20 protein-coding genes and 1 tRNA gene are annotated in these 17,550 nt (G+C 58.2%); 16 read left to right on the top strand and 5 right to left on the bottom strand.

Translation table 11 applies throughout. The annotated features are described in order from the left end of the window. Nucleotides 1–40: 40 nt before the first annotated feature. The 15 genes from aspS (at nucleotide 41) to NL64_RS16625 (ending at nucleotide 12,332) form a co-directional block, all read left to right on the top strand. Nucleotides 41–1,816 carry an aspartate--tRNA ligase gene (gene aspS, locus NL64_RS16555; protein ID WP_034149138.1) on the top strand — a complete coding sequence of 592 codons (1,776 nt, stop codon included), beginning with the start codon at nucleotides 41–43 and terminating at the stop codon, nucleotides 1,814–1,816. Nucleotides 1,817–1,944: 128 nt separating this feature from the next. Continuing rightward, nucleotides 1,945–2,691, top strand: coding sequence for a YebC/PmpR family DNA-binding transcriptional regulator (locus NL64_RS16560; RefSeq protein ID WP_034149139.1), 747 nt, complete (start codon nucleotides 1,945–1,947; stop codon nucleotides 2,689–2,691). Between the two features lie 156 nt (nucleotides 2,692–2,847). Further along, entirely contained in the window at nucleotides 2,848–3,372 is a 525-nt protein-coding gene (ruvC, locus tag NL64_RS16565; RefSeq protein WP_034149140.1) for a crossover junction endodeoxyribonuclease RuvC, read from the top strand. Nucleotides 3,373–3,486: 114 nt separating this feature from the next. Continuing rightward, on the top strand, nucleotides 3,487–4,095 hold the full coding sequence (gene ruvA, locus NL64_RS16570) for a Holliday junction branch migration protein RuvA (protein WP_034149141.1): 609 nt from the start codon (nucleotides 3,487–3,489) through the stop codon (nucleotides 4,093–4,095). After that, complete coding sequence (ruvB, locus tag NL64_RS16575) at nucleotides 4,096–5,157, top strand: Holliday junction branch migration DNA helicase RuvB (RefSeq protein ID WP_034149142.1); 1,062 nt, start codon at nucleotides 4,096–4,098, stop codon at nucleotides 5,155–5,157. Nucleotides 5,158–5,284: 127 nt separating this feature from the next. Further along, the gene (gene ybgC, locus NL64_RS16580) at nucleotides 5,285–5,752 is read left to right on the top strand and encodes a tol-pal system-associated acyl-CoA thioesterase (protein WP_034149143.1); all 468 of its coding nucleotides are present in this window, start codon (nucleotides 5,285–5,287) and stop codon (nucleotides 5,750–5,752) included. Next, nucleotides 5,742–6,437, top strand: coding sequence for a protein TolQ (tolQ, locus tag NL64_RS16585; protein ID WP_034149144.1), 696 nt, complete (start codon nucleotides 5,742–5,744; stop codon nucleotides 6,435–6,437). Before ybgC ends, tolQ begins: the two co-directional genes overlap by 11 nt. A 24-nt stretch (nucleotides 6,438–6,461) precedes the next feature. After that, nucleotides 6,462–6,914, top strand: coding sequence for a protein TolR (gene tolR / locus NL64_RS16590; protein ID WP_162279067.1), 453 nt, complete (start codon nucleotides 6,462–6,464; stop codon nucleotides 6,912–6,914). After that, the gene (tolA, locus tag NL64_RS16595) at nucleotides 6,914–7,993 is read left to right on the top strand and encodes a cell envelope integrity protein TolA (protein WP_034149146.1); all 1,080 of its coding nucleotides are present in this window, start codon (nucleotides 6,914–6,916) and stop codon (nucleotides 7,991–7,993) included. Before tolR ends, tolA begins: the two co-directional genes overlap by 1 nt. Before the next feature lie 17 nt (nucleotides 7,994–8,010). Continuing rightward, nucleotides 8,011–9,291 carry a Tol-Pal system beta propeller repeat protein TolB gene (gene tolB, locus NL64_RS16600; protein WP_172668681.1) on the top strand — a complete coding sequence of 427 codons (1,281 nt, stop codon included), beginning with the start codon at nucleotides 8,011–8,013 and terminating at the stop codon, nucleotides 9,289–9,291. Between the two features lie 52 nt (nucleotides 9,292–9,343). Then, nucleotides 9,344–9,841, top strand: coding sequence for a peptidoglycan-associated lipoprotein Pal (gene pal / locus NL64_RS16605; protein ID WP_003178634.1), 498 nt, complete (start codon nucleotides 9,344–9,346; stop codon nucleotides 9,839–9,841). Between the two features lie 6 nt (nucleotides 9,842–9,847). Continuing rightward, on the top strand, nucleotides 9,848–10,684 hold the full coding sequence (gene ybgF / locus NL64_RS16610; protein WP_034149148.1) for a tol-pal system protein YbgF: 837 nt from the start codon (nucleotides 9,848–9,850) through the stop codon (nucleotides 10,682–10,684). 167 nt (nucleotides 10,685–10,851) lie between these two features. Then, the gene (gene queE, locus NL64_RS16615; protein WP_034149149.1) at nucleotides 10,852–11,499 is read left to right on the top strand and encodes a 7-carboxy-7-deazaguanine synthase QueE; all 648 of its coding nucleotides are present in this window, start codon (nucleotides 10,852–10,854) and stop codon (nucleotides 11,497–11,499) included. Nucleotide 11,500: 1 nt separating this feature from the next. Further along, on the top strand, nucleotides 11,501–12,193 hold the full coding sequence (gene queC, locus NL64_RS16620; RefSeq protein WP_034149150.1) for a 7-cyano-7-deazaguanine synthase QueC: 693 nt from the start codon (nucleotides 11,501–11,503) through the stop codon (nucleotides 12,191–12,193). Nucleotides 12,194–12,256: 63 nt separating this feature from the next. Continuing rightward, nucleotides 12,257–12,332: transfer RNA gene (locus tag NL64_RS16625), tRNA-Lys, on the top strand. A 13-nt stretch (nucleotides 12,333–12,345) separates the two neighbouring features. On the opposite strand, the gene NL64_RS30485 is transcribed toward NL64_RS16625, so the two are convergent. Beyond that, entirely contained in the window at nucleotides 12,346–12,519 is a 174-nt protein-coding gene (locus NL64_RS30485) for a hypothetical protein (RefSeq protein ID WP_216594575.1), read from the bottom strand. An 80-nt stretch (nucleotides 12,520–12,599) separates the two neighbouring features. On the opposite strand from NL64_RS30485, the gene nadA reads away from it, so the two are divergent. After that, on the top strand, nucleotides 12,600–13,658 hold the full coding sequence (nadA, locus tag NL64_RS16630) for a quinolinate synthase NadA (RefSeq protein ID WP_034149151.1): 1,059 nt from the start codon (nucleotides 12,600–12,602) through the stop codon (nucleotides 13,656–13,658). A gap of 75 nt (nucleotides 13,659–13,733) precedes the next feature. Here the strand turns inward: nadA and NL64_RS16635 are convergent, their stop codons facing one another. The 4 genes from NL64_RS16635 to NL64_RS16650 form a co-directional block, all read right to left on the bottom strand. Then, nucleotides 13,734–14,222, bottom strand: a complete 489-nt coding sequence (locus NL64_RS16635; protein WP_034149152.1) for an RDD family protein — start codon at nucleotides 14,220–14,222, stop codon at nucleotides 13,734–13,736. Between the two features lie 94 nt (nucleotides 14,223–14,316). Then, complete coding sequence (locus NL64_RS16640) at nucleotides 14,317–14,529, bottom strand: cold-shock protein (protein WP_003175786.1); 213 nt, start codon at nucleotides 14,527–14,529, stop codon at nucleotides 14,317–14,319. A 403-nt stretch (nucleotides 14,530–14,932) separates the two neighbouring features. Further along, a complete protein-coding gene (gene gcvT, locus NL64_RS16645) occupies nucleotides 14,933–16,057 on the bottom strand; it encodes a glycine cleavage system aminomethyltransferase GcvT (protein WP_034149153.1) in 1,125 nt (374 codons plus the stop codon). A 39-nt stretch (nucleotides 16,058–16,096) separates the two neighbouring features. Further along, complete coding sequence (locus tag NL64_RS16650) at nucleotides 16,097–17,473, bottom strand: L-serine ammonia-lyase (protein WP_034149154.1); 1,377 nt, start codon at nucleotides 17,471–17,473, stop codon at nucleotides 16,097–16,099. Nucleotides 17,474–17,550: the final 77 nt, after the last annotated feature.

Consider the following 17,550-nt stretch of genomic DNA (forward strand, 5'->3'; position numbering starts at 1 on the left):
TCCAACCGAATTTCGAATTACGAGAAGTGAAACCACTACCATGATGCGCAGCCATTATTGCGGCCAACTGAACGAAAGCCTGGAAGGCCAGGAAATTACCCTTTGCGGATGGGTCCATCGTCGCCGTGACCACGGTGGGGTGATTTTCCTCGATATCCGTGATCGTGACGGTCTGGCCCAGGTGGTGTTCGATCCGGATCGCGCTGAATCCTTCGCCGCCGCTGATCGCGTGCGCAGCGAGTACGTGGTCAAGATCACCGGCAAGGTTCGCCTGCGTCCGGCTGGTGCCACCAACGCCAACATGGCGTCGGGCATGATCGAAGTCCTGGGCTACGAGCTGGAAGTGCTGAACGAGTCGGAAACCCCGCCGTTCCCGCTGAACGAGTTCTCTGACGTCGGCGAAGAAACCCGCCTGCGCTATCGCTTCCTGGACCTGCGTCGTCCGGAAATGGCCGAAAAACTGCGTCTGCGTTCGCGCATGACCACCAGCATCCGTCGCTATCTGGACGAGAACGGCTTCCTCGACGTCGAGACGCCGATCCTGACCCGTGCTACTCCGGAAGGCGCACGTGACTACCTGGTGCCGAGCCGTACTCACGCCGGTTCGTTCTTCGCCTTGCCGCAATCGCCGCAGCTGTTCAAGCAACTGTTGATGGTGGCCGGTTTCGATCGTTACTACCAGATCGCCAAGTGCTTCCGCGACGAAGACCTGCGTGCTGACCGCCAGCCGGAATTCACCCAGATCGACATCGAGACCAGCTTCCTCGATGAAAAAGACATCATGGGCCTGACCGAAGGCATGATCCGCAACCTGTTCAAGGAAGTGCTGGATCTGGAATTCGGTGAGTTCCCGCACATGACCTTCGAAGAGGCCATGCGTCGTTACGGTTCCGACAAACCAGACCTGCGAAACCCGCTGGAACTGGTCGACGTTGCCGATCAACTCAAAGAAGTCGATTTCAAGGTGTTCAGCGGCCCGGCCAACGACCCTAAATGCCGCATCGCCGCACTGCGCGTTCCAGGCGGGGCGAGCATGCCGCGCAAGCAGATCGACGATTACACCAAGTTCGTCGGCATCTACGGTGCCAAGGGCCTGGCGTACATCAAGGTCAACGAGCGCGCCAAAGGCGTCGAAGGCCTGCAGTCGCCAATCGTGAAGAACATCCCTGAAGCCAACCTCAACGTGATCCTCGATCGCGTGGGCGCAGTCGATGGCGATATCGTGTTCTTCGGTGCCGACAAAGCCAAGATCGTCAGCGAAGCCCTGGGCGCGCTGCGTATCAAGCTCGGCCACGACCTGGACCTGTTGACCTGCAAGTGGGCGCCAATGTGGGTCGTCGACTTCCCGATGTTCGAAGAGAACGACGACGGCAGCTTCAGCGCCTTGCACCACCCGTTCACCGCGCCGAAGTGCACGCCGCAAGAGCTGGAAGCCAACCCGGCTGGCGCACTGTCCCGTGCCTACGACATGGTGTTGAACGGCACCGAGTTGGGTGGCGGTTCGATCCGTATCCACCGTAAAGAGATGCAACAGTCGGTGTTCCGCCTGCTGGGTATCAATGAAGCGGAACAGGAAGAGAAATTCGGCTTCCTGCTCGATGCCCTGAAGTACGGCGCGCCGCCACACGGTGGTCTGGCCTTCGGTCTGGACCGTCTGGTGATGCTGATGACCGGTGCCCAGTCGATCCGTGAAGTGATCGCCTTCCCGAAAACCCAGAGTGCCGCGGACGTCATGACGCAAGCGCCGGGTGTGGTGGATGCCAAGGCGCTGCGCGAGCTGCACATTCGTTTGCGCGAAACGCCTAAGGCCGAGTAAGGCTGACCTGAAGGGCGCATCTGTGGATGCGCCCTTTCTTTATAGATGGAACAGGTCGATATTTTTGTTTGCTGGCTGGCGCGATACCGCGTGGCGGGCAATGTTTCAAAGAGAATTCGGAGCGAGATATGGCAGGTCATTCCAAGTGGGCGAACATCAAGCACCGCAAAGAACGTCAGGATGCCAAAAAGGGCAAGATTTTCACCAAGTGGATTCGTGAACTGACCGTTGCTGCCCGTCAGGGCGGCGGCGATCCGGGCTCCAACCCACGTCTGCGTCTGGCCCTGGACAAGGCCCTGGGTGCGAACATGAGTCGCGATATCATCGATCGCGCGGTGGCCCGCGGTGCCGGTGCAGCCGACACCGATGACATGGTCGAACTGACCTACGAAGGTTATGGCCCTGGCGGCGTCGCGGTGATGGTCGAGTGCATGACCGACAACCGCAACCGTACTGCTGCGGCCGTTCGTCACGCGTTCAGCAAGTGCGGCGGCAACCTCGGCACCGACGGTTCGGTGGCCTACCTGTTCGAGCGCAAGGGGCAGATTTCCTTCGCGTCCGGTGTCGATGAAGACGCGTTGATGGAAGCGGCCATGGAAGCTGACGCTGACGACGTAGTGACCAACGAAGATGGCTCCATTGACGTGTTCACTTCGTTTGCCGGTTTCTATTCCGTGCGTAACGCGCTGGAAGCGGCGGGTTTCAAGGGGGATGATGCGGAAATCGTCATGCTGCCGACCACCAGTGCCGAACTGGATCTGGAAGGTGCAGAGAAAGTCCTCAAGCTGATCGACATGCTCGAAGACCTGGATGACGTGCAGAACGTCTACTCCAACGCGGATATTCCGGAAGACGTGGCCGCTCAGCTCGGTTAAGAGCGACTAGGCTGCAATGTGGGAGCTGGCTTGCCAGCGATGGCGTCGGCACATCAGACAATGATGTCGTCTGACACTCCGTCATCGCTGGCAAGCCAGCTCCCACATTCGTTATGCGATGTATTGAATTTTGTGTTTTTCGAACCCGCAGGCGTTATGACTTTAATTCTTGGTATCGACCCCGGTTCGCGCATTACCGGTTATGGCGTGGTACGCGATACCGGTCGTGGCTGTGTCTACGTGGCATCAGGCTGCATCCGCACGGGTTCCGGCGAGTTGCATGAACGCTTGCAGATCGTCTATCGCGGCGTTCGCGAGGTCATCCAGACCTATGGCCCGGTGACGATGGGCATCGAAAAGGTCTTCATGGCGCGCAATGCCGACTCGGCCTTGAAACTCGGCCAGGCTCGCGGCGCGGCGATCGTCGCCGGAGCCGAAGAAAACCTGGAAATCGCCGAATACACCGCAACCCAGGTCAAGCAAGCAGTGACCGGCACCGGTGGGGCGAACAAAGAACAGGTACAAATGATGGTCATGCATATGCTCAAGCTGACCAGCAAGCCGCAAATCGACGCCTCGGACGCCCTGGCCATTGCCATTTGCCATGCGCACACCCGTTCCAGCCTGTTGCCTCATGGCTTGGGTACGGCACGCAGTCGTGGCGGGCGCCTGCGTCTCTGATAGCATCAGCAGTCAATTTTAGGGAATGAGGCTTTTGCGCCTGGGGTGTCGGCGCAAAACCCTTGTTCTGTCAGACGCCAGCACTGATCTGGCCAACGCTCAAGGATCTGAAACGTGATTGGACGCTTGCGCGGCACACTGGCTGAGAAACAGCCGCCGCATCTGATACTGGATGTAAATGGTCTGGGGTATGAACTGGAAGTGCCCATGACCACGCTGTATCGCTTGCCGTCGGTCGGTGAGCCACTGACGCTGCACACCCATTTGGTCGTACGCGAAGACGCGCAGTTACTCTATGGCTTCGTCGGCAAACGTGAGCGAGACTTTTTTCGCGAGTTGATCCGTCTCAATGGTGTGGGACCGAAATTGGCCCTGGCCTTGATGTCGAGCCTGGAAGTCGACGAGTTGGTCCGTTGTGTGCAATCCCAGGATACGTCGGCGCTGACCAAGGTGCCGGGCGTAGGCAAGAAAACCGCCGAGCGCCTGTTGGTTGAACTCAAGGATCGCTTCAAGGCCTGGGAAACCGTGCCGGCCATGTTTGCCCTGGTGCCGAATCAGCCCGATGGACCCGCGCCAGTGAACACCGCCGAAAATGACGCGGTCAGCGCGCTGATTTCCCTGGGTTACAAACCGCAGGAAGCCAGCAAGGCGATTTCCGCGATCAAGGAGAAAGGTTTGAGTAGCGAAGACCTGATTCGTCGCGCCCTGAAGGGAATGATTTAAGTGATTGAAGCTGATCGTCTGATCGCCGCCACGGGTGGCCCCCGTGATCGCGAGGAAGTCCAGGACCGGGCGATACGTCCTGTCAGCCTGGCCGAATACATCGGCCAGCCGACCGTACGCGAGCAGATGGAACTGTTCATCCAGGCCGCCCGTGGGCGTAACGAATCCCTTGACCACACGCTGATTTTCGGTCCGCCGGGCCTCGGTAAAACCACCCTGGCCAACATCATCGCCCAGGAAATGGGCGTTTCGATCAAGAGCACCTCGGGGCCGGTCCTTGAGCGCCCGGGTGACCTGGCGGCGCTGCTGACCAACCTCGAACCCCACGACGTGCTGTTCATCGACGAGATCCATCGGCTGTCGCCGATTGTCGAAGAAGTGCTGTACCCGGCGATGGAGGATTTCCAGCTCGACATCATGATCGGCGAAGGGCCGGCCGCGCGTTCGATCAAGCTTGATCTGCCGCCGTTCACCCTGGTCGGCGCGACCACTCGCGCGGGCATGCTGACCAACCCGCTGCGCGACCGTTTCGGCATCGTCCAGCGCCTGGAGTTCTACAGCACCGCCGACCTGGCGACGATCGTCAGTCGTTCGGCGAACATCCTCGGCTTGCCGCTGGACCCGGAAGGCGCCTTCGAAATCGCTCGCCGTGCCCGCGGCACTCCGCGGATCGCCAACCGTCTGCTGCGTCGGGTGCGGGATTTCGCCGAGGTTCGCGCCAAGGGTCACATCACCAAGCCGATTGCCGACCTGGCTTTGAATTTGCTCGATGTCGACGAGCGTGGCTTCGATCACCAGGACCGGCGTCTGTTGCTGACCATGATCGAGAAGTTCGATGGCGGACCGGTCGGGGTCGACAGCCTCGCCGCAGCCATCAGTGAAGAGCGCCACACCATTGAAGATGTGCTGGAGCCGTATCTGATCCAGCAGGGTTACATCATGCGCACCCCGCGGGGGCGGGTCGTTACCCGGCATGCGTACTTGCACTTCGGCTTAAACATTCCGTCACGATTGGGCGAGATGCCCGTGGTAGACGAGTTCCTTGATGCCGTGGACGATTAATTAACTTTGCGTGCTGATTTTTTCGGGCAATGTGTGGTCCCAGGACCGTACTTTTGCGCGAAAGCCGCAGAACATCGAAAAACAGTTGCCTGGCCGGATTGGCAACCTGAGGAGTAAGCACTAGAGTATGCGCGCGCAAAACGGGCTTGAGCCTTTCGCACATCGTTGTCGCGTTTATTACGAGGACACCGATGCGGGCGGCATCGTGTATTACGTTAATTACCTCAAGTTTATGGAACGGGCTCGAACCGAGCGGCTACGAGAACTGGGCTTTGCCCAATCGCAGCTGGCAGGTGAGGACCTGTTGTTCGTCGTGCATTCCAGCGAAGCGCGCTACCACGCGCCGGCGCGACTGGACGACGAACTTCTGGTAAGCGCTGAAGTAATCGAATTGAACCGTGCCAGCCTGAGATTCAAACAGCAGGTCAGGCGGGCTACGGATGATGTGCTGCTCTGTGAAGGGCAGTTTCTGGTGGCCTGTGTGCGCACTGAAAGTTTAAAACCCCGGGCCATTCCCGAAGCTCTACGAGCGGCCTTTGCCGACGTGAGCGGCGCGGGTAAACACTCAAAGCAGGAGATAAAGCGTGGAAGCTAACGTCGTCGACCATTCCTCCATGTGGAGCCTGGTCAGCAATGCCAGTATCGTGGTGCAACTGGTAATGCTGACCCTGGTAGCCGCATCGGTGACCTCATGGATCATGATCTTTCAGCGCAGCAATCTGCTGCGCGCCGGTCGACGTGCCCTGGAGAGCTTTGAAGAGCGCTTCTGGTCGGGTATCGACCTGTCCAAACTCTACCGCCAGGCCGGCAGCAACCCGGATCCGGATTCGGGTGTCGAGCAGATCTTCCGCGCCGGTTTCAAGGAATTCTCCCGTCTGCGCCAGCAGCCAGGCGTTGATCCTGAAGCGGTCATGGAAGGCGTGGCCCGTGCCATGCGCGTTGCGATTTCCCGCGAAGAAGAAAAGCTCGAACAAAGCCTGCCATTCCTGGCCACCGTCGGTTCCGTGAGCCCTTACATCGGCCTGTTCGGTACGGTCTGGGGCATCATGAACTCCTTCCGCGGCCTTGCGACTGCCCAGCAAGCGACGCTGGCGACTGTTGCACCGGGTATTGCTGAAGCACTGATCGCCACCGCGATCGGCCTGTTCGCCGCAATCCCTGCCGTTATCGCCTACAACCGTTTTGCCGCTCGCAGCGAAACGCTGATCAGCCGCTACTACACCTTCGCCGATGAATTCCAGGCGATCCTGCACCGCAAAGTGCACACCAGCGAAGAATAAGCAGGTAATTTCCAGATGGCTTTAATCGCTCGAGCTCGCAAAAAGCGCAAGCCGGTTGCCGAGATGAACGTAGTGCCTTACATCGACGTGATGCTGGTACTGCTGGTCATCTTCATGGTGACCGCGCCGATGCTCAATCAGGGCGTGAAGGTTGATCTGCCCAAGGTTTCCAGCGAAGCCTTGCCGCAGGACAACAACACCCAGGTCCTGACCATTTCGATCAAGGCTGACAAGACCTATTACTGGAACCTTGGCAGCGAAGTCGACACCGAGAAGCAACAGGACAGGGCCATGACCCTGCCGCAAATGACCAGTGCAGTGACCAAGATCATTGCCGCCGGTAACGATAACGGCAAACGCACCCAGGTCTTCATTCGCGGCGACAAGACTGTCGACTACGGCTCCGTCATGGGCGCCATGGGCGGGTTGCAGAAAGCCGGCGTCGGTAATGTCGGCTTGATTACCGAGGCACCCTGATGCAGCAAATGCGAGAGCCGTCCGCCTCGGAAAGCTACTTCTGGCCTAGTGTTTGGGCGATTGGCTTGCACGTGCTGGTGTTCGGCATGCTGTTTGTCAGTTTTGCCTTCACCCCGGAGCTGCCGCCGGCCAAGCCGATTGTCCAGGCGACCCTGTACCAGTTGAAATCGAAAAGTCAGGCAACCACCCAGACCAATCAGAAGATTGCGGGTGAGGCGAAGAAATCCGCCGCGCGCCAGACCGAAGAAGAACAGATGGAGCAGAAGAAGGTCGAGCAGGAAGCGGTGAAGGCTGCGGAACAAAAGAAAGAAGAAGCGGCTCAAAAGGCCGAGGAAGCCAAGAAGGCCGACGAGTCGAAGAAAGCGGAAGAGGCGAAAAAGGCTGATGAAGCCAAGAAAGCCGATGAAGCGAAGAAGACCGCCGAAGCCAAGAAGGCAGAAGAGAAACAATTGGCTGATATAGCCAAGAAGAAAGCGGAAGAAGAAGCCAAGAAGGCTGCTGAAGAAGAGGCCAAGAAAGCGGCCGCTGAAGAAGCGAAGAAAAAGATCGTCGAAGACGCGAAGAAGAAAGCCGCGGAAGACGCCAAGAAGAAAGCTGAAGCTGAAGAGGCGAAGAAGAAAGTCGCCGAAGACGCGAAGAAGAAAGCTGCTGCCGATGCTGCGAAGAAGAAATCGCAGGATGCGGCACGTAAATCCGCCGAAGACAAAAAGGCTCAGGCCTTGGCTGATTTGCTTTCCGACACGCCGCAGCGTCAGCAGGCCTTGGCCGATGAGCAGGGTGACGAAGTCGCCGGCAGTTTCGACGACCTGATTCGAGTGCGTGCAGCGGAAGGCTGGGCTCGTCCACCTTCGGCCCGCAAAGGCATGACGGTTCAGCTGCAAATCGGCATGTTGCCGGACGGTACGGTGACTTCGGTCAAGGTGCTCAAGTCCAGTGGCGACGGTCCGTTTGACGCTTCAGCCGTAGCGGCAGTGAAGAATATTGGACGTTTGACAGAAATGCAGGGAATGAAGCCGAGCGATTTTGCTCCGTATCGTTCATTCAAGATGACATTCACACCTGAGGATCTAGCCCCGTGAGAAACCTCCTTCGAGGAATGCTCGTCGTGATCTGCTGCATGGCAGGGATCGCGATGGCAGATGAGAAAAACATTCTGGTCACCAGCGGCAGCGATCGGGCTACTCCGATCGCCGTTGTGCCGTTCGGCAACCAGGGCGGCAGCGTACTGCCGGACGACATGGCGGAAATCATCGGTAACGACCTGCGCAACTCGGGTTACTACTCGCCGATTCCAAAGCAGAACATGATCAGCCAGCCAAGCCAGGCCAGCGAAATCATCTTCCGTGACTTCAAGGCGCTTGGCGCCCAGTACGTCATGGTCGGCAGCATTGTTCCGGCGGGCGGTCGCCTGCAGGTGCAATACGCGCTGTTCAACGTCGCCACCGAACAGCAAGTGCTGACCGGCAGTGTGTCGGGCGGCGTCGATCAACTGCGTGACATGTCGCACTACATCGCCGACCAGTCGTTCGAGAAACTCACCGGTATCAAAGGTGCGTTCTCGACTCGTCTGCTGTACGTGACGGCCGAGCGTTTCTCCGAGAAGAACACTCGCTACACGCTGCAACGTTCGGACTATGACGGTGCACGCGCCGTGACCCTGCTGCAATCGCGCGAGCCGATCCTGTCGCCGCGTTTCGCACCGGATGGCAAGCGCATCGCTTACGTTTCGTTCGAGCAGAAGCGTCCGCGTATCTTCATGCAGAACATCGACACTGGTCGCCGTGAGCAGATCACCAACTTCGAAGGCCTGAACGGTGCACCAGCCTGGTCACCGGATGGCAATCGCCTGGCGTTCGTATTGTCGAAAGACGGCAACCCGGACATCTATGTGATGAACCTGGGTTCGCGTCAGATCACTCGCGTCACCAACGGTCCTGGCATCAACACCGAACCGTTCTGGGGCAAGGATGGCTCGACCATCTACTTCACTTCCGACCGTGGCGGCAAACCGCAAATCTACAAAACCAGCGTTAGTGGCGGCGGTGCGGAGCGTGTGACTTTCGTGGGTAACTACAACGCCAACCCTAAGCTGTCGGCGGACGAAAAGACCCTGGTAATGATTCACCGCCAGGACGGTTTCACCAATTTCAAAGTGGCAGCCCAGGATTTGCAGCGCGGTAGTGTAAAAATCCTCACTGATAGCACTCTGGACGAGTCGCCTACTGTTGCGCCCAACGGCACCATGGTAATCTACGCCACCCGCCAGCAGGGCCGGGGAGTCTTGATGCTCGTGTCCATCAATGGACGCGTAAGGCTCCCGCTTCCTACCGCACAAGGCGAAGTCAGAGAACCTTCCTGGTCCCCTTACCTGAACTGACGCGGCGCTATACGTTTTACTTAACACACTGGGGTTCATTAGGAGTTTCACGATGGAAATGCTGAAGTTTGGTAAATTTGCTGCGCTGGCTCTGGCCATGGCTGTAGCTGTAGGTTGCTCGTCCAAAGGCGGCGACAATGCCGGTGAAGGCGCAGTAGATCCAAACGCTGGTTACGGCGCAAACACTGGTGCAGTTGACGGCTCCCTGAGCGAAGAAGCTGCACTGCGCGCTATCACTACTTTCTACTTCGAATACGACAGTTCGGACCTGAAGCCAGAAGCCATGCGCGCTCTGGACGTTCACGCCAAAGACCTGAAAGCAAACGGCGCTCGCGTTGTTCTGGAAGGCAACACCGACGAACGTGGTACTCGTGAGTACAACATGGCACTGGGCGAGCGTCGTGCGAAAGCCGTTCAGCGCTACCTGGTACTGCAAGGCGTTTCCCCAGCTCAGCTGGAACTGGTTTCCTACGGCGAAGAGCGTCCAGTAGCTACCGGTAACGACGAGCAGTCCTGGGCTCAAAACCGTCGCGTCGAACTGCGTAAGTAATTCGTCATGCGAACGTGCCGTCGTGCTGTAACTGTTCTGGCTCTCAGCCTCGCGCCGCTTGCGGTGTGGGCTGCGGTTCCTGTGGTCGATAACAACTCCGGTTCCAACAGCGGGAGCAGTTATCCGCCTGCAGGTTACGGTACGAACGGCGCCTATGCCGGGGGAGGGGTTTCGGCCCCTGTCTCGGCACAGGGCGAGCTGTTCAACCAACTGCAACAAATGCAGCAACAAATCGAGCGCCAGCAAGGCGCAATCGAAGTTCTGCAAAATGATGTAGCGCGCATGAAGCAAGAAAGCCTGGAGCGATACCAGGATCTTGATCGGCGCATAGGAACCGGCGTTGCACCAGCCGCGACTCCTGAGAATTCTTCCGGCGGTGGCGATTTGAATGCCCCTGCCGCAGCAGCCGGCGCGAGTGCAGGGGCGGCAGCCGCTCAAGCACCCGCCGCAGGTAGCGAACCGGCGGATCCGGCGAAGGAAAAGCTCTATTACGATGCAGCCTTCGACCTGATCAAGGCCAAGGATTTCGACAAGGCCAGTCAGGCTTTCGCCGCATTCCTGCGCAAATATCCGAACAGCCAATATGCGGGCAATGCCCAGTACTGGTTGGGCGAAGTGAACCTGGCCAAGGGCGATCTGCAAGGCGCAGGTCAGGCTTTTGCCAAGGTTTCGCAGCTGTATCCAAAGCACGCCAAAGTGCCTGATTCGCTGTACAAGCTCGCTGACGTAGAGCGTCGCCTCGGTCATACCGACAAGGTGAAAGGCATTCTGCAACAGGTGGTTGCCCAATATCCGGGCACATCCGCCGCTCAGCTGGCCCAGCGCGATCTGCAAAAAATGTAAGGGCTGCTTGACCCGTTTCGAAGAAACCCGCGCTTGTCGCGGGTTTTTTCGTTAGAATTCACCCCCTTTTTCTGAAACACGCTTTTTGGGACCTGCGCATTGCCGGGGTTCCTTCAAGTGCCTGACGGAGGCGGACAGCCTGTTTAGCTGTTACGCCCGTGGCGACTATGCAAGACACATTGAGAATCACCGAAGTTTTCTACTCGTTGCAGGGTGAAACTCGGACCGCCGGCCTGCCCACTGTTTTTGTGCGCCTGACCGGTTGCCCGCTGCGTTGCCAATACTGCGACAGCGCCTATGCATTCACTGGCGGGACCATTCGCACGCTCGACGACATCCTTGAGCAAGTCGCCGGTTTTCGCCCGCGTTATGTCTGTGTCACGGGCGGCGAGCCCCTGGCGCAACCCAACGCCATTTCATTGCTCAAGCAGTTGTGCGATGCCGGTTACGAAGTGTCACTGGAAACCAGTGGCTCTATCGACATCTCGGCGGTAGATTCCCGGGTCAGTCGCGTTGTCGACCTGAAAACTCCGGGTTCGAAGGAAGCGCACCGTAACCGCTACGAGAACATTGAGCTGCTCACGCCGAACGATCAGGTGAAGTTTGTCATCTGCTCGCGGGAAGACTATGACTGGTCCGTGTCCAAGCTGATCCAGTACGGTCTGGACCAGCGTGCCGGCGAAGTCCTGTTCTCGCCAAGTCACCATGATCTCAATGCTCGAGACCTGGCTGACTGGGTGGTGGCGGACAATCTGCCAGTGCGTCTGCAACTGCAGCTGCATAAATATCTTTGGAATGACGAGCCGGGGCGCTGAAATGACGGAACAACTGAACACTGCGGAAAAACGTGCGGTCATCCTGCTGTCCGGCGGTCTGGACTCGGCAACCGTCGTGGCCATGGCTCGGGCCGAAGGCTACAGCTGCTACACCATGAGTTTCGACTACGGTCAGCGTTCGCACGCTGAGCTGTACGCCGCCGAACGTGTTGCCCGCGATTTGGGAGTGGTTGAGCACAAGGTGATCGGTCTCAACCTGAACGGCATGGGCGGCTCGGCATTAACCGACAGCAGCATCGATATTCCGGAAGAGTTGGGTGAGGGCATTCCGGTGACTTACGTGCCTGCGCGTAATACGGTGTTTCTGTCCCTGGCATTGGGCTGGGCTGAAGTGCTTGGCGCGCGTGACATCTTTATCGGCGTCAATGCGGTGGATTACTCCGGTTACCCGGACTGCCGACCCGAGTTCATTGAGTCCTTTGAACGCATGGCCAATCTGGCGACCAAGGCTGGTGTGGAAGGGAATGGTTTCCGGATTCAGGCGCCACTGCAAAACCTCAGCAAGGCGCAAATCGTTCAGGCCGGCGTGAAGCTTGGCGTGGACTACGGCCTCACCGTTTCCTGCTATCAGGCCGACGACAACGGCCGTGCGTGCGGCAAATGCGACAGCTGCCGACTGCGTGCGGAAGGCTTCGCGGCAGCCGGAATCAGCGACCCAACACCTTATTTTTGATTTATTTCAAAATAGGTGTTGAATAGTCCTTAAAAATCAGTATTATACGCGCCACCACACAGCGGGTCGTTAGCTCAGTTGGTAGAGCAGTTGGCTTTTAACCAATTGGTCGTAGGTTCGAATCCCACACGACCCACCATTTTCAAGCAGTTTTAAAAGTCTGGAAGGCCCACGAAAGTGAGGATTTCCGGATTTTTTTTTGCCTGCGATTTAGTGCTGTCCCGAAGCTGCACCGCGTAACGCAGGTCAGAATCATCTTTTGCATCCACTGGATATTCTGTAGCCTTGCCCAGCTTCAACGCTGTCCGTGCCTGATGAATACTCACTTTCCCGGCGGTACCCTGTAGGGTCCGGAGCCGGGTGTATACTCGACTTTCGCGCGAATGCGCTTGCAGGTCTTGCGAACATGACGCAAATTTCCGAACGCCTTCTGGTTCAAGCCCACCTCGACGCCAAGCAGCCCAAGCCGCTGACCGCCGACGAAGAGGCCTATTACCGTGCTGCTATCGCTGCGGAGCTCAAGGCTCAGGACGCGGTGCTGGTTGCCCACTTCTATTGCGATCCGATCATTCAGGCTCTGGCCGAAGAAACCGGTGGCTGTGTTTCCGATTCGCTGGAGATGGCCCGTTTCGGCAACGCTCATCCGGCCAAGACCGTGGTGGTCGCCGGGGTGAAATTCATGGGCGAGACGGCCAAAATCCTCAACCCCGAAAAACGCATCCTGATGCCGACCCTGGAAGCGACCTGCTCGCTGGACCTGGGTTGCCCGGTTGATGAGTTCTCCGCGTTCTGCGATCAGCACCCGGAGCGAACGGTGGTGGTTTACGCCAACACCTCCGCGGCGGTCAAAGCCCGGGCCGACTGGGTCGTGACTTCCAGCTGTGCGCTGGAGATTGTCGAAAGCCTGATGGATAACGGCGAGACCATCATCTGGGGCCCGGACAAGCATTTGGGCACCTACATTCAGCGCCAGACCGGTGCCGACATGTTGCTGTGGGACGGTGCCTGCATCGTTCACGAAGAGTTCAAGTCCAAGCAGCTTGAGGACATGAAGGCGCTGTATCCGGATGCGGCGATTCTGGTGCACCCGGAGTCGCCGACATCGGTGATCGAGTTGGCGGACGCCGTTGGTTCTACCAGTCAATTGATCGCGGCGGCACAGAGCCTGCCGAACAAAACCCTGATCGTCGCCACTGATCGTGGCATCTTCTACAAGATGCAGCAGTTGTGTCCGGACAAGGTGTTTATTGAAGCGCCAACGGCCGGTAACGGCGCGGCATGCCGCAGTTGCGCGCATTGCCCGTGGATGGCGATGAACACCCTTGAGCGCACGCTGAAGAGCTTGAAGGAGGGGACGAACGAGATCTTTGTTGATCCGGCGTTGATTCCGCAGGCCATTCGGCCGCTGAAGCGGATGCTGGACTTTACTCAGGCTGCGCGGATGAAGTTGGCTGGCAACGCTTAAGGGCAAGATCGAAAGATCGCAGCCTTCGGCAGCTCCTACAGGAGCTGGTGAAGGCTGCGATCTTTTTTATGGGCGTTATTTTTGTTTCTTTGGAATGCGTACTAGCTGGGTATTGGAATACATGTCATGCCAGCTGCGCTTCTGCTTGTCGAGCAGTGCCCAGGCGAACCCGAGGCCAACGCACAGCAGCGATGCGATCGATACCACAAAGCGCAGCAACGCTTGCCACAGGCTGATGGATGAACCATCGGCGTTCTGCACGCGAACGCCCCAGACCTGCATGCCCAACGTCTGACCCGTGTGGGTCCAGAACTTGGCGAAGAAGCCGAAGAGCACGAACAGCAAAACCGTCGAGAGCAGCGGATCACCGTCGAGTGCGCCAGCTTCAGTGAGGGCGCGCATTTTGTCTTCGCCGATGATCGCCATCTGGATCATCTTGTAGATGCCGCTGGTGACGATCAGCAGGGCGGTGCACAGCAAGAAATCATAAAACATCGCTGCCAGGCGACGAGCCAGGCCAACGGCGGGGAAGTCGCCCTGGGGTTTGAGCAGGTGTTTCGACATGGCAGCCTCTGGGCGAAAAAGAAGCCATTTTACGGATTTACGCGCACAAAAAAGCCCCTGATGTCAGCATCAGGGGCTTTTTCGTTACAGAAGATTAGGCTTCTGCTTGTACTTCGTCAGCCTGCATGCCTTTCTGGCCTTGCACAGCAACGAAAGTCACTTTCTGGCCTTCTTTCAGGCTCTTGAAACCGTTGCCCTGAATAGCGCGGAAATGCACGAACAGATCCGGACCGCTTTCTGGAGTGATAAAACCAAAACCTTTCTCGTCGTTAAACCACTTGACGGTACCGCTCTGACGTTGGGACATTTCTTATTTCCTTTGACGCTAAAATTAATGACAGTCTCTTTCTCATGAAAGAGTACTGGGGCTGGTTGCAGGAGAGTAAGAAGACGTCGAACGGGATGTAGCTAACTTGTAGGCTACTGCCCAGGTCACGATTCCAAGCGACCCATGCAAACACAGTGAACAAACTCTACGCCAACTACGGGAGAAAAAACAAGCCCCTGCGCAGGCCCGGATTTGCTTAGGTTGGTGGCAGTTTTTCAGGCTTGGGTAGCAGCTTATTCGATAGACTTGTTCAAATGTTTTCGAACGTTATAAGCAAAGTTCATAATCGAAGCTTAGAGCCAAACGATGCACTATTTTATGGCGGTTGCGTTACACATTAGTGCACTGTTAACGCAACCGCGTTACTTATAGGAACAGTCAATCAGCCACGATAGTAGCGTTGTGGAACAAATGGCATTTTGCTTACAAGCAAAGGCACCTTTTTCCCACGAACAATTGCCCAAACCGGTGTATCGATAGCGATATAAGCGCTGTCGAGGTAACCCATGGCCAGAGGTCCGCCCAAGGTCGGGCCGAAACCGCCGCTGCAGACGGTGCCGATGATCTCGCCAGCGTCGTTGACGATCTCTGCGCCTTCGCGCACCGGGGTGCGTTCCTGCGGCAACAGGCCGACACGTTTGCGGCTGACGCCACCCTGTTGGTGAGCGAATACGGTTTCTGCGCCAGGGAAGCCACCGGCACGCGCGCCGTCGGCACGACGTGGCTTGGAGATGGCCCACAACAGGCTGGCTTCGATGGGTGTGGTGTCGGTGTTCATGTCGTGGCCGTACAGGCAGAGGCCGGCTTCCAGGCGCAGGGAGTCGCGTGCGCCAAGGCCGATGGCTTCCACTTCCGGTTCGGCCAGCAGGGCACGGGCCAGGGCTTCGGCGCTGGCGGCCGGTACGGAAATTTCGTAACCGTCTTCACCGGTGTAGCCCGAGCGGCTGACAAAACAGTCCACACCCAGCAACTTCACTCGAGCGAACTGCATGAAGGTCATCTTCGCCACTTCTGGCGCCAGACGGGCCAGTACCGTGACCGCCGCCGGGCCTTGCAGGGCGAGCAATGCGCGCTCTTCGAACAGCGGCTCAATGGTGCACTGGTCGCCAATGTATTTGCGCAGGTGTGCCAGATCCTGGTCCTTGCAGGCGGCGTTGACCACCAGGAACAGTTCGTCGTTACCCAGGTTGGCGACCATCAGGTCGTCGAGGATGCCGCCGGTTTCGTTGGTGAACATCGCATAGCGCTGCATGCCCACCGGCAGATCGATGATGTCTACCGGTACCAGCGTTTCCAGGGCCTTAGCGGCATTGGCGCCGGTCAGGCGGATCTGGCCCATGTGCGAGACATCGAACAGTCCGGCCTGGTCACGGGTGTGCTGGTGTTCTTTCATCACGCCCAATGGGTATTGCACCGGCATGTCGTAGCCGGCGAACGGCACCATGCGCGCGCCAAGTTCGATGTGCAGGGCGTGCAACGGGGTTTTCAACAGTTGTTCGGTGGACATATTCAGCTCCTGAAAATGATGCAGATGCAGGTGAGCGCATCAGCACTCGATAATGTTGACCGCCAAACCGCCACGGGCGGTTTCCTTGTATTTGCTTTTCATGTCGGCGCCGGTCTGGCGCATGGTGCGGATGACCTTGTCGAGCGAGACGAAATGGTGCCCGTCGCCCCGCATGGCCATGCGTACCGCGTTGATGGCCTTGACCGAGCCCATGGCGTTGCGCTCGATGCAAGGGACTTGCACCAGCCCGCCTATCGGGTCGCAGGTCAGACCGAGGTTGTGTTCCATGCCGATTTCCGCAGCGTTTTCCACTTGCTGCACAGTGCCGCCAAGCACTTCGCACAAGGCGCCGGCGGCCATGGAGCAGGCCACGCCAACTTCACCCTGACAGCCGACTTCGGCGCCGGAAATCGAGGCGTTTTCCTTGTACAAAATCCCGATGGCTGCAGCGGTCAGCAGAAAGCGCACCACGCCGTCATCGTTCGCGCCGGGGATAAAGCGCATGTAGTAATGCATCACCGCTGGAATGATCCCGGCCGCACCGTTGGTGGGTGCAGTCACCACGCGTCCACCGTTGGCGTTTTCTTCGTTGACGGCCAGGGCGTACAGGTTCACCCAGTCGAGCACCGACAGCGGGTCGCGCAAGGACGATTCCGGGTTGCTGCACAACTGGCGATGCAACGCGGCAGCGCGGCGTTTGACCTTCAAACCACCCGGCAGAATGCCTTCGTTGCGGCAGCCGGCGGCGACGCAGTCCTGCATGACTTGCCAGATTTTCAACAGGCCGGCGCGGGTTTCCGCTTCCGGGCGCCAGGCACTTTCGTTGGTCAGCATCACCTGGCTGATGGACAGGCCATAGGTGGTGCAGTGAGCGAGCAGGTCCTTGGCGCTTTTGAACGGAAAGGTCAGGGGCGTGGCGTCTTCGACGATGCGGTCGGCGCCGGCAGCGTCTTCATCGACGACAAACCCGCCGCCGACCGAGTAATACTCGCGGCTGCGAATTTGCAGGCCTGCCGCGTCGAACGCGCGGAAGATCATACCGTTGGGGTGATAGGCCAACGGTTTGCGAATCATCGCCAGGTGTTCTTTCTCGTTGAACGCAATGCTGTGTTCGCCGAGCAGGTTCAAACGTCCGTTACCGCGAATCTCTTGCAGACGGGCGGCGACGGTTTCGGTGTCCACGGTGTCCGGGTGTTCGCCTTCGAGGCCGAGCAGCACAGCCTTGTCGCTGCCGTGGCCCTTGCCGGTGGCGCCGAGCGAGCCGTAGAGCTCGACTTTGACGCAGGTAGTGGCGGTCAGCAGTCCTTCACGGCGCAAACCTTCGGCGAAACGCGCGGCGGCGCGCATCGGGCCGACGGTGTGAGAGCTGGAGGGGCCGATGCCAATCTTGAACAGGTCGAACACGCTTAACGACATGGTTGTTCTCCGGTTTCTTGTTATAGGAATTGGCGAGAATCTTTTGACTGAATGCGGTCCTGTAGGAGCTGGCTTGC

It is taken from the genome of Pseudomonas fluorescens, from assembly GCF_000802965.1.
GTDB lineage: Bacteria > Pseudomonadota > Gammaproteobacteria > Pseudomonadales > Pseudomonadaceae > Aquipseudomonas > Aquipseudomonas fluorescens_A.